The sequence below is a fragment of the Streptomyces gottesmaniae genome, from assembly GCF_031845845.1.
GTDB classification, from domain to species: domain Bacteria; phylum Actinomycetota; class Actinomycetes; order Streptomycetales; family Streptomycetaceae; genus Streptomyces; species Streptomyces akebiae.
The window spans coordinates 111,033-127,396 of record NZ_JAVRFJ010000021.1 but is presented as its reverse complement, the minus strand read 5'-3'; the positions used below and the strand labels follow the sequence as shown (position 1 = coordinate 127,396).

Sequence of the window (16,364 nt, the reverse complement as noted above, 5' to 3'; positions counted from 1 at the left end):
AGAGAAGGAAGTACACCGCGATGACGTTCCGTTCGAACAGAAGTGCGGGAGAAGGGGTGGGCGGCAGACGTCCGGTCCGCTCGCTCACCGTCGCCGCCGCGCTGACGGCCCTGCTGGTGACGGCACTCGGCAACGCCCCCACCCCCGAGCCCACGGCCGCGACCGCCGCCACGGGCAAGGCCGCCGAGAAGCCGGGCAAGGGTTCCGGCACGGCGCTCACCGAGGACGCCGCCCAGGACCGGGCCGCGAAGACCGGGAAGAAGGTCGAGATCACCAGCCTGCGCGACGAGCGCAGCACGACGGTCGCCAACCCGGACGGCACCTTCACCGTCACCGAGTACGTGCAGCCGGTCCGCACCCGCAAGAACGGTGCCTGGACCGAGATCGACACCACGCTGGTCAAGCGGGACAACGGGACGTACGCCCCCAGGGCCGCCGTCACCGCGATGGCCTTCTCCGGCGGCGGCGACCGCACCTTCGCCGAGATCGAGAAGGACGGCCGCGCCCTCTCCCTCGACTGGCCCGGCACACTGCCCGAGCCCAGGATCGACGGTTCCACCGCGACCTACCGCGACGTCCTGCCCGGCGTCGACCTCAAGGTCACCGCGAACGCCGAGGGCTTCTCCCACGTCCTCGTGGTCAAGAGCGCCGAGGCCGCCGCCCACCCCGACCTCGCCACCCTCGAACTCCCCGTCGACACCACCTCGGTGGAGCTGACGGAGAGCGCCGGCGGCGGTCTGACCGCCACCGACAGCGGCTCCGGCGGCGCGGTCTTCGAGGCGCCGAAGCCGTTGATGTGGGACTCCAGCGAGGGCACCGGCGAACCGGCCGACGCCCCCGCGGCCCCCGCTGCCCCCGGCGAGGGCATCACGCCACCCGACGGCGCCACCGTCGAGGACGTGCGGGTGGCCGTCGACTCCGACAGCGTCACCCTCACCCCCGACGCGGACCTGCTCACCGGCGACGACACGGTGTACCCGGTCTACATCGACCCCGTGTTCCGCACCGCCAACCGCACCGGCTGGACCATGGTGTCCTCCGACTCCCCGTCCGACTCCTTCTGGAAGTTCGACGACGACGAGGGTGTGGGCCTCTGCCCGTCCAACGTCTCGTTCCGCTGCTCCAGCAGCAGCGACAAGAAGCGGCAGTTCTTCGCCATCCCGACCGGGACGTTCGAGGGCAAGGACATCGTCGAGGCGCAGTTCGCCGTGACGCTGGTCCACTCCTACAGCGACTCCGCGCGTGAGGTGCAGCTGGCCCGCGTCAACAGCACCGGCGCGAGCGCGATCAGTTCGAGAACGAACTGGTCCAACCAGCCTTCCTCGAAGGACACGATCACCGCCAAGTCGCCCACCGACACCGCCGGTTCGTGCACCTCGACCAACCAGAACGTGCGCTTCGGCGTGACGGGCACCATCCGGACGGCAGCCGACAAGGGCTGGGACACCACCACGTTCCGCCTCAAGGCCACCAACGAGTCGGACGTCTCGTACTGGAAGCGCTTCTGCGGCAACGCCCACCTCGAAGTGACCTACAACCGGCCGCCGTTGCAGCCGGACCAGGACGCCCTGCAGATGAAGCCGGGTGGTTCCTGCGAGTTCGGCGCGCCCACCGAGCACTACGTCACCGAGGCGCCTCGCGTGAGCGTCGTGCTCAAGGACTACGACCACAACGACACCGGCTCCAACTCCGAGAAGCTGCAAGCCCAGTTCAAGGTCTTCTGGGAGAAGGACGGCCAGACGGTCACGCACTACGCCACGACGGGTCAGCGCGCCACCACCAACGTCAGCAAAAAGATCACCCAGACCGGTCAGGCGACGTTCTTCTACACCATCGGCAGCGACGTCAAGGACGACGGCGAGGCCGGTTTCACCCTCCCGAAGAACACCGTCATCGGCTGGGCCGTGCGCGGCCACGACCAGGAGACCTACGGCGCCTGGTCCTCCGACGGCACGCAGACCCGCTGCGAGTTCATCTACGACACCACGCAGCCGAAGTCGGCGACCGTCACCTCGGCCGCGTACCCGGACGACGAGGCCTGGCACGTCGGCACCGGCGACTACGGCAGCTTCACCATGGACTCGCCCTCCGCCGACGTCACCAAGTACACGTACCGCTTCACCGGCCCGCACGCGGTGAACACCCCGAGGACGGTGGCCGCCGAGTCCGTCGGCGGTCCGGCGACCATCCGCTGGATGCCGCCGAGCGAGGGCACGTACGCGCTGCAGGTCACGGCCGTCGACGGGGCGGGCAACGCCCAGAAGACCCCGACGGTGCACGTCTTCCTCGTCAGCGACGGCCGGGCCCCGGCCGCGGCCTGGACCCTCGGTGACGCCAGGGGCTCCACGAAGGCCGCCGGCAGCGGTGACGCGCCCGACGCCACCGCCGGCTCCGGGGTGACCTTCGGCGCCGGGGGACCGCTCGGCTCCGCCGACACCGCCGTCTCCCTCGACGGCACCGAGAACGCCTGGCTCGACGCGGGCGAGCCCGCCGTCGACACCGGCAGGACCTTCTCCGTCGGCGCCTGGGTGATGCTGCCCTCGCTGCCGAAGGAGAACATGACCGTCGTCAGTCAGGACGGCACCGCCCAGCCCGGCTTCGAGCTCGGCTACGACGTGGACTCCGCGTCGTGGACCTTCCGCATCCCCTACGGAGACATCGAGTCGCTCGGCACCTGGAAGGTCTCGGGCGCCGCCGCCGTCCCCGGCAGCTGGACGCACCTCATCGGGGTCTACGACGCCGAGCAGCGCAAGATGATGCTGTACGTCAACGGCGTCCTGGTCGCCGACGACGTCCAGGCCCGCCGCACCACCTGGAACGCGGGCGGCGCCGTACAGATCGGCCGCAAGCTGGCCCTCGACGGCTACCTCGGGCATCTCAAGGGCACGGTCGCCGACGTCAAGATCCACGACCGGGTGATCCCGCCCGCCGAGGGCCAGGAGCTGGGCGGCATCCAGCCCCACCAGCTCGCCTACTGGCCGCTCGACGCGTCCGCGTCCGGCATCTCCCCGGAGGTCGACGGCGGCACCGGTCTGACCCTGGGCGGCGGAGCCTCCGTCTACCTGCCCGACGACTCCTGCGACCCCGAGGCCGACCCGGAGTGCGTACCCCCGGCCGAGCCGCTGTGGGGCGACGGGCACCTGGCGCTGAACGGCACCAACGCCTACGCGGCCCGGGCCGCCGGCGTGCTCTCCGCGGAGGACAGCTTCACCCTCACCGCCCGCGCCCGGCTCGCCTCGCCCGGCTCCACCGCGGACCAGACGGTGCTCTCGCTGTCCGGCGCCAGGGGCAGCGCGATCACGGTCAAGTACCTGGCCGCGAGCAACCGCTGGCAGCTGAAGGTGACCGACGCGGACGCGACGGCCCCGGTGGTCACCACGGTCCTCGACAACGGCGACCTGCCGAGCGCTGAGGGCGACGGCGACCATCTGGCGCTCGTCCACAACGCGGTCTTCGGCGACGTGCTGCTCTACGTCAACGGCATCGCGGTGGCGGAGGCCCCCTGGGACAACACGTGGGACTTCACGACGACGTCCCTCCAGGTCGGCCGGACGCTGAACGGTACGGCGGCAAGCGAGTACTTCTCGGGGGCCGTCGACGAAGTCCGCATGTACCAGGGGCCGTTGGACGCCTCCCTGGTGACGCTGGTGGCGGTCATGCCGTCGGGCTCCAGCATCAGCGAAGGGTGACCAGGTCGTTCTTCGTCCGCTGACCGTCCGTGGCTGATCGCGCAGTTCCCCGCGCCCCAAAGGACACGCCCCTGAGGGCCGAGAGCCACGGGGCGCAGCCCCTGCCTCTCAGGGGCGCGGGGAACTGCGCGAGCCCCCCACCGGCCGTCGGCCGCGCCCCCGACCGAACGCCCCTCCCGCAGAGCGCTTCGGCCCCACCCCCTCTCCTTCCCGATCCCCTCCTGACGGGAGACGTCATGTCCTCGCCCCCCTGGTACCGGTCCCCGAGACCGGCCTGGCGCACCGGCCGACGCCGCGCCGCGCTCGTGCTCGGCCTCGCGCTGTCGATCGGCCTGCTGCCCCAGTACTCCCCTCAAGCCCTGGCCGCAGACGAAGGCCTCACCAAGCCCGGGACCCAGACCAACCTCGACGACCCGGTCCGTGGCAAGAACGCCAAGCCCGACAAGTTCAAGCAGAGCGACGACGCCGCGAAGGCCGCGGTCAGGGACGCCGAGAAGACCACCTGGCCCAAGGCGGCCACCGCCGAAGTCGCCCTCACGAGCGACAAGGCCACCCGGGCCGAGGGCCTCCCCCTGACCGCCAGGGCCACCGGCGGCAAGAACGCCGCCGACTCCCTCCGCGTCGAGGTCCTCGGCCGCAAGGCCACCACCGCGGCCGGAATCGACGGCGTCCTCTTCACGGTCGCCCGCGCCGACGGCGAGGACGGCAGGGGAACCGCCCAGGTCGCCCTGGACTACTCGGCCTTCGCGGACGCGTTCGGCGGCGGCTACGGCTCCCGGCTGCGCCTCGCGCAGTACCCGGAGTGCGTGCTGACCACGCCGGAGAAGAAGAGCTGCTCGACGCCGACGTTCCTGAAGAGCACCAACAACGCGGCGAAGCAGACCCTCACCGCCAAGGTCACGGCGGCCGGCGACACGGCCGGCACCGGAACCCAGCTGATGCGGGCCGCGACCGCGAGCACCTCCTCGGCGACCGTGCTGGCGGTCACCGCCGGCGCGGAGGGCGACGGCGGCGACTACAAGGCGACGAGCCTGAAGGCGTCCTCCGAGTGGGGCGTCGACACCTCGTCCGGCGCCTTCACCTGGTCGTACCCGCTCACCACGCCGCCCGTCCCCGGTGGCTCGCAACCCAAGGTCGGCCTCTCCTACAACTCCCAGTCGGTGGACGGTCAGACCGCGGCCACCAACAACCAGGGTTCGTGGATCGGCCAGGGCTTCACCTACGAGCCCGGCTTCATCGAGCGCAGCTACAAGGCCTGCGCCGACGACGGTCACGAGGACACGTACGGCGACCAGTGCTGGGCGTACGACAACGCCACGCTCTCCCTCGCCGGCGGCACCTCCGGCGAGATCGTCAAGGACGACACCACCGGTGAGTGGCGGGTCAGCGGTGACGACAACTCCAAGGTCGAGAAGCTGACCGACGCCACCAACGGCGACAACAACGGTGAGCACTGGAAGGTCACCACGACCGACGGCACCCAGTACTTCTTCGGTCTCAACCGCCTCCCCGGTCACAGCAGCGGCAAGGAGGAGACCGGCTCCACCTGGACCGTCCCCGTGTACGGCGACGACTCGGGCGAGCCCTGCTACGACGCGACGTTCGCCAACGCCCACTGCGCGCAGGCCTGGCGCTGGAACCTCGACCACGTCATCGACCCGCACGGCAACGTCATGTCGTACTTCTACGGCAAGGAGACGAACCACTACACGCAGGGTCTGAAGACCGGAGAGAACGGCAAGGCGTACGTCCGCGGCGGGTACCTCAAGCGGATCGACTACGGGCAGCGCGCCGGCAAGGTCTACTCGACGGAGCCGTCCGCCCGGGTCGTCTTCACCACCGCCGAGCGCTGCATCGGCGACCTGACCGACTGCGAGCCCGGCGACCTGACGGACGCCACGGCCGCCGACTGGCCGGACGTGCCGTGGGACCAGAACTGCAAGGCCGACACCAAGTGCGCGGGCCAGAACTCGCCGACGTTCTGGACCCGCAAGAAGCTCACGAAGATCACCACGCAGATCCGCACGGGCGACGCCACGTACGCGGCGGTCGACGAATGGGCCCTCTCCCACGACTTCACCGACAACGGTGACGGCTCCAAGTCGCTGTGGCTGAAGGCCATCAACCACACCGGCAAGGTGGGCACCGACGTCCCGATGCCGTCCGTGGAGCTCTACGGCCAGCAGCTCGCCAGCCGGGTCGACGTGTCCGGCGACAACCTCCAGCCCTTCCACCGCTTCCGTCTGTCGGCGGTGAAGAACGAGACCGGCGGGGTCCTCAGCGTCAACTACGCGGACACGCAGTGCACGTCGAGCACCCTGCCCGCCGAGGACTCCTCCACCAAGCGCTGCTTCCCGGTCAAGTGGAGTCCGCCGGGCGCCGAGGAGCCGATCGTCGACTGGTTCCACAAGTACGTCGTCGCCTCCGTCGTGGAGCAGGACCTCACCGGCGGCAACGCCGAGAAGATCACCTCGTACACCTACCTCGGCGACGCCGGCTGGCGGAAGGTCAGGCCCGACGGCATCACCACCGCCGAGTTCCGCACCTGGGGCGACTGGCGCGGCTACGGCCGGGTCCGTGTCGAGACCTCCGACGGCACCAACTCCGCCTCGAACACCAGGTCCGAGCACATCTTCTTCCGAGGGCTCGACGGTGACGTCGACGCCGACGGGGACTCCCGCTCGGCCACGGTCAAGGACTCCGCCGGCACCTCCTACGAGGACTCCGACTGGAAGGCCGGCCAGGAGCTGGAGACGATCACCTACAACGGCTCCGACATCACCCAGCGCGCGGTCACCCTGCCCTGGACCCATGTCACGGCCACCCGCGTCGAGGACTGGGGCACCCGCCGGGCGCGCTACCTCGACAAGGGCTCCGTCGACACCTACATCTCCCTCGGCTCCGGCAACTGGCGGCACCTGAGGTCCACGACGTCCTACGACGACAAGACCGGGCGCGCCGTGCGGGTGGACGACGCCGGCGAGGTGGGCGTCGCCGACAACGAGTGCACCCGCACGGAGTACGCCGACAACGCGAGCCTCCACCTCTACTCGTACGTCTCGCGTGTGGAGAAGGTCGGCGTCGACTGCTCGACGACCCCGAACCGCAAGACGGACGTCATCTCCGACGAGCTGACCCACTACGACGGTTCGACCACCCTGGGCGTGGCCCCCACCAAGGGCAACGCGACCATGACCAAGAAGCTGTCGGCGCACAACGGCACGACGGCGACGTACCGGACGACCGCCGTCACGACGTACGACGACTACGGCCGCCCGCTCACGGCGACGGACGCCGAGTCCCGCACCACCAAGACCGACTACGTGGACGCCTACGGGCTCGCGACGAAGTCCACGGTCACCAACGCGCTGGGCTGGACGACCTCCACCGAGTACGCGCCGCAGCGTGGCGTGCCGACCGCCAAGGTCGATCAGAACGGCAAGCGGACCGAGCTGGCTTACGACGGCCTGGGCAGGCTCACTTCGGTGTGGCTCCCGGACCGCATCGGACTGACTCCCTCCATCAAGTACACCTACCTGGTCCGGGGCGACGACGGCCCGACCGCCGTCCAGACCCGCAAGATCGAGAACGACGGCACCTCGTACGGCAGCGAGTGGACCCTGTACGACGGCCTGCTCAGGCCCCGTCAGGAACAGACCGAGGGCGCCGACGGCGGACGGCTCATCGCGGACACCCTCCACGACGGCTCCGGCCGTGTGGTGAAGGTCAACGACACCTACTACGCCTCGGGCGCCCCGACCTCCACGCTCTTCGAGCCCGTCAACGCCGATCTCGACGCGCAGACGGTGACGGAGTACGACGGCGTCGGCCGTGCCACGGCCTCGATCCTCAAGGTCGCGGGCAGTGAGAAGTACCGCACGTCGTACACGTACGGCGGCGACCGCGTCACCACGATCCCGCCGTCCGGTGGCACCAGGACGACGGTCGTGAAGGACGCCAGGGACCGGACGACGTCGATGATCCAGTACCCGGCGGGCGGCGAGACGGTCACCACCACCTACGGCTACACGGACGCGGGCCTGCTGTCGAAGGTCACCGACCACTCCGGGAACGTGTGGACGTACTCCTACGACCAGCTGGGCCGCAAGGACCGGGCTGTGGACCCCGACACCGGTACCTCGACGTTCGCCTACGACGCGATGGACCGCCAGATCTCGGTCACCGACAACCGCGGCAACAAGACGTCGACGAAGTACGACGAACTCGGCCGCGAGATCTCCACCTGGCAGGGCGACGTCGACAGCGGCACCAGGCTCTCCCTCACTCGCTACGACACCGTCGCCAAGGGTGAGCTGTACGGCACCTACACCTACAAGGACGGCGCGGTCTACTCGTCCGTCACCTACCCGACGCTGGACCCGGAGAACGACTACAAGCCGGTCTCGACCAAGTACTTCGTGTCGAAGACGGCCGAACCGGAACTCGGCGGTACCTACGAGTTCACGACCCAGTACAACGACGACGGCACGGTGCAGGGTCAGGGCCTGCCGGCGGTGGGCGACCTCGGCGCGGAGGCGCTCTCGTACGTCCACGACGAACTGCAGCGGCCGACGGCGCTCAACACCTCCCTGGCGGGAGGCAGTTACGTCACCGACGTCACCTACTCGCCCACCTCCCAGCTGGAGCAGCTGGAGCTGTCCACCGGGAACACCTCCGCGCCCAAGACATGGCTCACGAACACCTTCGAGCCGGGTACGGACCGTCTGACCCGGTCCCGCGTGCACGTGGAGGGTGCCGCCGCCGTCGCGTACGACGCGGACTACACCTATGACGCCGCCGGCAACGTCCTCTCCCTCGCCGAGACCCCGAGCGGTGGGACGAACGACGTCCAGTGCTTCACCTACGACGGACTGCGTCGTCTGACGGACATGTGGACGTCGTCGGTGACTCCGGACGGGGCGTCGGGCACAGGCGGCACCGACGCGGCCTGTTCCTCGGGTGCCTCGGCCTCCACGGTGGGAGGTGCGGCCCCGTACTGGGTCGAGTACGGCTACGACGCCGCGGGCAACCGCACGAGCGAGGTCCGCCACGGGGTGAACGGCAAGGGCACCTCGACCCGCACCTACACCTATGGGGACGGATCAGGCCCGGGCGGTGCGGACTCCGGCCCGCACACCGTGTCGTCGGTGGTGGAGAAGACCGAGGCGACGGCCACCACGCCGGCGGTCACGGCCGAGGACAGATACACCTACGACGCGTCGGGCAACACCAGGACCCGGGTCCTCTCCGGCGACACGCAGACGATGGAGTGGGACAAGCAGGGCGAGCTGACCAAGGTCACCAACGCCGACGGCGAGGTCACGTCGTACAAGTACGACGCCGCCGGCGAGCGGATCGTGCGGGACACCCCCGCCGAGAAGACGCTCTACCTGCCGGGCACGGAACTGCACCTGGACAAGTCGACCGCGAAGGTGACGGCGACCCGCTACTACACGTTCGCCGGCACGACGGTGGCCATGCGCGAGGCGGCCGGTGTCCACTTCCTGCTCTCCGACCACCAGGGCACGGCCGAACTGGCCGTGGAAGCCTCGACGGGGCAGACGACACGGCGCCGTACGGATCCGTTCGGCATCACCCGCGACGAGTCCGCGTCGACCTCGACGGGCTGGGTGAACGACAAGGGCTTCGTGGGCGGCACGATCCAGGAGTCCACGGGCCTGATCACGCTGGGGGCGCGCGAGTACGACGCCGACACGGGCCGCTTCGTCTCGGCGGACCCGGTCATCGACTACAGCGACCCCCAGCAGATCAACGGCTACGCCTACGCCAACAACAGTCCCGTCACCTACAGCGACGCGTCGGGTCTGCGGCTCGCGGAGTGTGTGGGCGGCTGGCAGGAGTGCGGCCCGTGGCCGACCGGCTACAAGCGCGGCGCGGTGGCCGCCAACGCCGACGGCACGGGTGGTGTCGCCCCCGCCGGCAACGCCTACACGGCCGCCCAGGCGAAGGCGGACCACGCACGGGCGGAGGAGGAGGCGGCCAAGCAGCGCGCCATCGCCATCGCCAAGGAGCTCGGCAAGATCATCGCCGACGAGCTGGGCATCACGGACGCGCTGGACTGCTTCACCACGGGAAGCCTCGGCTCCTGCGGGGCGACCGCCGCGAACGTCGTCACCTCGCTCATCGGCGGCGGCCCCGTCGGTCGACTGGTCTCCAAGTACTGGTACCGCGTCGACAAGGCCTACGCCCTCGGCAAGCGGATCGTCGGCCTGGGCAAGAAGCTGTGGGGCTCGTTCAAGGGCTGGCGCAAGAACAAGAAGGCCGCGGAGGAGGCTCAGGAGGCGGCGGACGAGGTCGGCGCGACCTGCAAGATCAACAGTTTCACCGCCGAGACCAGGGTCCTGATGGCCGACGGTTCGACCAAACGGATCGACGACGTCGACATCGGTGACGAAGTCGTGGCGACCGACCCGGAGTCGGGAGTGACCAGGATCGAGACGGTGGCGGCGGAGATCAAGGGCACCGGCCTCAAGCACCTGGTCAGGCTCACCCTCGAATCCGACGGCGAGAAGGGCGGCAGGACCGCGACCGTCACGGCCACGGCGGGCCACCCCTTCTGGGTCGAGGAACTGGGCCTCTGGTCCGACGCCACCGACCTGAAGGCCGGCCAGTGGCTCACCAACGGCGAGGGCGACCGGGTGCGCATCGCCGCCGTCGAGCGCTGGGACCAGCGGACCACGGTCCACAACATCACCGTCGCCAACATCCACACGTACTATGTGGCCGGCGCCGCGGGCGACGTCCTGGTGCACAACGCCAGGCCCAAGCGGCAGCGCCCCCACCCGGACGCCGAGGGACCCCACACCACCTTCATGCGGGACGGATCCAGCGGCGCGATCAAGAAGTACGCCACCTGGGTGGAGCAGACGAATCCGCGTGACCCGGCGCCGTGGTCGCTCCAAAAGCGGTTCGACCGGTTCGGGCCCGCGCACACGAACGCCGACGGCACGGTGGTTCCGACGCCTCACATCAACGAGGCCGACGGCAGCGCCAGGCCCTTGGACGACTGGGAGAAGCCCGATGGTTGCCCGTGACGAGAAGGGACCGCTCGACGCCCTCGTGCGGTGGTACCGGTCGCAGTGCGACGGCGACTGGGAGCACGAGTTCGGGGTGCAGATCGCCACCCTGGACAATCCCGGCTGGCACCTTCAGGTGGACCTCGCCGAGACACCTGTCGAGGGGCGGACCATGCCCAAGCGACACACGGACGACGGCCAGGGGCGCTGGCTCATCGCCTCGTCCGACGGTGAGGTGTTCCGTGTCACGTGCGACCCGGAGTCACTGGTGGAAGCGCTGGCCCAGTTCCAGGAGTTCGTCTCCCGGCAGGCGTGAGCGCAGTCGGCAGGTGTAGGGGTGGCCATGGTCCCCGGGGAGTCCGACTCCCCGGGGATCGTCGCTCTGGGCCGCCCGCAGCCCCTAACATGCCGTGTCAAGTGCATGATCGGCGCGAAGGGCGAGCGAGCGTGGGCATCGAACACCTGGACGTACGGGCACACGCGAGACAACGCTGGGCGGCCAGGGCCGCCCTCGGCTGCGCGGTCCTCGCCGTGCTGCTGCCCCTCGGCTACGCGCGCGGGGCGAGCCTCCTGCTCGTCGCCGGTGTCGTGCTGGGCGCCGGCCTCACCGTGGCCGCCCTCTGGTGGGTACTGACCCGGCGCGGCGCCGCCCGGATCGCGGCGGGAACGCTGGCCGTGGCCGCGCCGGTCGGCGTCGTCTGGTGGTTCGCCGTCGTCAACCTGCTCTGGGTCGTGATCGTCTCCGCCGCCCTGTGGGGCGTCGCCGTCTGGTCCGGCAAGTTCGCCCTCAGCAGCACCAAGTCGCACCAGATGCATGTCCCCGAGCACCGCGTCCCCGCCCCCATGCGCCCCTTCCTCATCATGAACCCCAAGTCCGGTGGCGGAAAGGTCGAACGCTTCCGGCTGAAGGAGCGCGCCGAACGGCTCGGCGCCACCGTCCACCTGCTCGACCCCGCGCGCCACGAGGACGTCGCCGTCCTGGCCCGCGACGCCGTCAGGAACGGCGCCGATCTCCTCGGCGTCGCCGGCGGCGACGGCACCCAGGCCCAGGTCGCCGCCATCGCCGCCGCGTACGACGTCCCGCTGCTCGTCATCTCCGCCGGCACCCGCAACCACTTCGCCATGGACCTCGGCCTCGACCGCGACAATCCCGCCGCCTGCCTCGACGCCCTCACCGACAAGGGCGTCGAACTCCACGTCGACCTCGGCTACGCCAGCGGCCACCCCTTCGTCAACAACGCCTCGTTCGGCGCGTACGCGGCCGTCGTGCAGAGCCCCGCCTACCGCGACGACAAGGTCCGCACCACCCTGGAACTGCTGCCCGAACTGCTCACGCACCAGCGGGGCCCACGGCTCACGGCCCGCATCGGGGACGCCGTCATCGACGCGCCCCAGGCCGTCCTCGTCAGCAACAACGTCTACCGCAGCGACGACCTCGTCGGCCTCGGCCGCCGCGAACGGCTGGACGCCGGGGTGCTCGGCGTCGTCGGCATCCGCGTCGACAGCGCCGCCGAGGCCGCCGGACTGGTCCTCGGCCCGAACGCCCCCGGCCTGAGCCTCCTCGTCGCCGACGAGATCGTCGTCGAGGCCGACCGGCCGGAGATCGAGGTCGGCGTCGACGGCGAGGCGCTCGTCCTGCCCACCCCCGTCCACTGCCGGGTCTCGCCGAAGGCCGTCCGCGTCCGGGTGCCCCGTGACCGCCCGGGCGTCCCCGAGCCCAAACCGCCGCTGGACTGGCGCCGGTTGCGCAAACTCGCCGCCGCCGTCGGCCGTACCGCCCTGCCCAAGCACCGCGAACGGTACGGCTGGGCCCATGAGTTGTGGAACCGGCGGCGTTAGCACCGCCGGTCCGCCGGATCCGCGTCGACAAGTTCCGCCCCCGCACGGTACTGATGGGGCATGAGCGACGAGGGCGAGCATCCGCGCGACGAACTCCCGTCCGGTGTCAGGACGTACCGGGCCACCGGGCGTCCGGCCACCGGGCGTCTGGTCGGCGGCCGTTACCGTCTCGCGGAACGCGTCGGATCGGGCGGCATGGGCACCGTGTGGAGGGCGGTCGACGAACTCGTCGACCGCGAAGTCGCCGTCAAGCAGCCCAGGCTGCCCGGTGACCCGCACGCCCTGAACAGCCCTGACGGCCCCGACAGTGCGGACGACCCGGACGGGGGGCCCGACGGCCCGGAGCACGACGCCCGCCGGCGGGCCGCCAACCGGCTCTACCGCGAGGCCCGCGCCGCCGCCCGCGTCGACCACCCGTCCGCCGTCACCATCCACGACGTCGTGGTCGAGGACGGGGCCCCGTGGATCGTCATGGAGTTGGTCCGGGGCGAGTCGCTCCACGAGGTGCTCAAGCGAGGCGCCCTCACCCCCGTGGAGTCCGCACGCATCGGCCTCGCCGTCGTCGGCGCGCTGCACGCCGCGCACGGCGTCGGCATCGTGCACCGGGACGTCAAACCCGCCAACGTCCTCCTCGGGCCGCACGGCCAGGTCGTCCTCACCGACTTCGGCATCGCCCACGTCCAGGGCGAGGAATCGCTCACTGTGACAGGGGAGTTCGTCGGATCGCTCGAATGCGTCGCCCCCGAGCGGATGGCCGGTCCCGGAGCCGCCGGCCCGCCCTCCGACCTCTGGTCGCTCGGCGTCCTCCTCTACGCCGCCGTCGAGGGCTGGTCCCCCTTCCGCCGCACCACCCTGGAGTCCACGCTCGCCGCGATCCTCGCCGCCGAGCCCCCCGAGCCGGAGCGGGCGGGACCCCTCGGCCCCCTGCTCGTACGGCTGCTGGCCAAGGACCCGGCGCTGCGCCCGGACGCCGAGGAGACCGCCCGGTTCCTGCGCGACGTGGCGGAGGACCGGACACCCGAGACCCAGACCCCGTCGGGGTTGCGTGAGTTGGGCGAGGACGCGGGGACGTTACGGCTCGGCGGAAAGCCGCACGGTGCCGCCGTGGCGGAGTCAGAGCCCGCGAGCGTACGGGATGTGGGGTCCGGGGCCGTACGGCGTGCGGAGCGCGAGGCCGTACGGGATGAGGAGACCCACGGCGCTCAGGAAACCGAGGTCGTGCGGTCCGGGACCGTGCGCCCCCGGGGCAGGGCGCGTGCCGGCCGCCTCGCCGTCGCGACCGCCGCCGGGCTCCTGCTGGCCGGTGGGGGAGCCTGGGCCGGGGTCGCGTTCGACACGGGCGACGATGTCACCGAGGTCGCCGAGCCCAAGGTCGGGTGGGTGGACGCCCGTGTCGCGTCCCCCAGTCCCGGCGCCACCCCCGGCGCCACCTCCGGCACCCGCTGGGTGGCCCACCGCGAGGAGGCCATGGACGCCGTCCTCACCCTCCCCGGGCCCTACGAACGGATCCGCGCGGAGGGCGGCGACGGCGAGCAGCCCCGTGCGGTCACCTACGGGGGCGAGAAGGTCGTCCGGGTGCGGCTGACGCAGTGGGACGAGGCGCCCGCCTCACCCATGGAACAGGCCAAGGACTCCACGGACATCGTGGCGGGCGACGTGAAGTCGACCGCCAACTACACCACCACGAGCTTCCACGACCAGGAGGCCGTCCTCGCCGACACCACCCACTACCTGGACGGCACCCCCACCCGCGTCCTGGAACTGATCGTCCGCACCGACGACGACCGGATGTACGAACTGCGGGTGGACATGCCGAAGGGCACGGCGGACGAGAAGAAGGGCACGGCCGTCTTCAAGGGCGCGCGGGAGCGACTGGAGATCGGACCGTAGGCCGCCATCGGGCACAGGAGTGATCGACGCCGCATTCGCGACCGTACGGTACCGCCCGCGGCCCTGATCAGCCACTTCGTTGCCAGCGATCACTGGCGTGGTGTGTGCGCCCGGTGAAACCCTGTTACCGCCGGGTACCCAAAGTCGTACGGTCCGGAATACCCTGCGCGTCATGACGGACTCGCAGGCCCCCGAAAAGACCGGCACGACCTCCACGGGAACGACCGGCACGGCACGGACGACCGGCACCAACCCCCTCGCGGCAGCCCCGCAGGGCGCCCGTACCGCCGCCGACGTGGTCACTCCCGAACTGGTCGCCCAGCTCACCAAGGGCGTGGTCGGCTCCGGCCGCACCGCCAACCACACGCCGTTCACCGGCGAGAAGCTCGCCGACCTGCCGGAGTCCACCCCCGAGGACGTGGAGCAGGCCTACGCGACGGCCCGCGCCGCCCAGGCCGTCTGGGCGCAGCGGCCCGTGCGGGAGCGAGCCGCCGTCCTCCTCCGCTTCCACGACCTGGTCCTCGAACGCCAGGCCGAGGTGCTCGACCTCATCCAGCTGGAGACCGGCAAGGCCCGCCTCCACGCCCACGAGGAGGTCCAGGCCGTCGCGGTCGCCGCCCGTCACTACGGCCGCAAGGCCCCCTTCTACCTCAAGCCGAAGCGGCACACCGGCGCCGTCCCGACCCTCACCAAGGTCACCGAACTCCGCCACCCGCGCGGCGTGATCGGCCAGATCGCCCCCTGGAACTACCCCCTCGAACTCTCCGTCGGCGACGCGATCCCCGCCTTCGTCGCGGGCAACGCCGTCGTGATGAAGCCCGACACGGAGACCTGCCTGACCGCCCTGTGGGCCCGTGACCTCCTCATCGAGGCCGGCCTGCCCGCCGAGGTCTTCCAGGTCGTCCTCGGCGAGGGCCCCGTCATAGGCCCCGAGGTCGTCAAGCACGCCGACTACGTCTCCTTCACCGGTTCCACCCGCACCGGCCGCGAGGTCGCGCAGGGCGCCGCCGCCCGGCTCGTCGGCGTCTCCCTCGAACTCGGCGGCAAGAACGCCATGCTCGTCCTGGAGGACGCCGACATAGAGAAGGCGGCGGCGGGCGCCGTCCGCGCCTGCTTCTCCTCCGCCGGCCAACTCTGCATCTCCATCGAGCGGTTGTACGTCCACGAGTCCATCGCCGACGCCTTCCTGGAGCGCTTCGCCGCCCGTACGAAGGCCATGCGCCTCGGCAGGTCCCTCGCGTACGGCGCCGAGATGGGCTCCCTCGTCGGCGAACGCCAGCTGGAGACCGTCACCCGGCACGTCGACGAGGCCGTGGAGAAGGGCGCGAAGGTCGTCGCGGGCGGCGTGGCCCGCCCCGACATCGGCCCCTACTTCTACGAGCCGACCATCCTCGACGGCGTCACGGAACCCATGTCGGTCTGCACGGAGGAGACCTTCGGCCCGGTCGTCTCCGTCTACCGCTTCAAGGACGAGGACGAGGCCGTCGCGGAGGCCAACTCCACCGCGTACGGCCTCAACGCCTCCGTCTGGACCAAGGACGGCCGCCGCGGCCGCGAGGTCGCCTCCCGCGTCCGCGCCGGCACGGTCAACGTCAACGAGGGCTACGCCTCCGCCTACGGCTCCGTCCAGTCGCCGATGGGCGGCATGAAGGACTCCGGCCTCGGCCGTCGCCACGGCTCCGAAGGCATCCTCAAGTACACGGAGGCCCAGACGGTGGCCCATCAGCGCCTCCTGCCCATGGCCCCGTCCTTCGGCATGGACGACGAGAAGTACGCCCAGTTCATGAGCCGCAGCCTGCGGGCGATGAAGGCACTGAGGCTGCGCTAGGACTCCCAGGACTCTCAGGTGCGCGGGGCCGTGTCGACCGCGGCCCCGCCACATGAGCGCGAACAACCACACAGACGGCCC

Annotated in this window: 6 protein-coding genes; all 6 read left to right on the top strand. The window is 70.9% G+C overall.

All coding sequences use genetic code 11. From position 1 onward, the window contains the following. The first annotated feature begins 56 nt into the window (after positions 1 to 56). The 6 genes from RM704_RS23915 to RM704_RS23890 all read left to right on the top strand — a co-directional run bounded on the left by RM704_RS23915 (position 57) and on the right by RM704_RS23890 (position 16,283). Positions 57 to 3,689 carry a LamG-like jellyroll fold domain-containing protein gene (locus RM704_RS23915; RefSeq protein ID WP_033525367.1) on the top strand — a complete coding sequence of 1,211 codons (3,633 nt, stop codon included), beginning with the start codon at positions 57 to 59 and terminating at the stop codon, positions 3,687 to 3,689. A 236-nt stretch (positions 3,690 to 3,925) separates the two neighbouring features. Further along, positions 3,926 to 10,744: an RHS repeat-associated core domain-containing protein gene (locus tag RM704_RS23910; RefSeq protein WP_078936949.1), complete on the top strand. Its 6,819-nt coding sequence runs from the start codon at positions 3,926 to 3,928 to the stop codon at positions 10,742 to 10,744. Then, entirely contained in the window at positions 10,731 to 11,042 is a 312-nt protein-coding gene (locus tag RM704_RS23905; RefSeq protein ID WP_033525366.1) for an immunity 53 family protein, read from the top strand. Before RM704_RS23910 ends, RM704_RS23905 begins: the two co-directional genes overlap by 14 nt. Before the next feature lie 131 nt (positions 11,043 to 11,173). After that, on the top strand, positions 11,174 to 12,565 hold the full coding sequence (locus tag RM704_RS23900) for a diacylglycerol/lipid kinase family protein (RefSeq protein WP_033525365.1): 1,392 nt from the start codon (positions 11,174 to 11,176) through the stop codon (positions 12,563 to 12,565). A 60-nt stretch (positions 12,566 to 12,625) separates the two neighbouring features. Beyond that, complete coding sequence (locus RM704_RS23895; protein WP_078936948.1) at positions 12,626 to 14,455, top strand: serine/threonine-protein kinase; 1,830 nt, start codon at positions 12,626 to 12,628, stop codon at positions 14,453 to 14,455. Between the two features lie 172 nt (positions 14,456 to 14,627). Then, entirely contained in the window at positions 14,628 to 16,283 is a 1,656-nt protein-coding gene (locus RM704_RS23890; RefSeq protein WP_033525364.1) for a succinic semialdehyde dehydrogenase, read from the top strand. Positions 16,284 to 16,364: the final 81 nt, after the last annotated feature.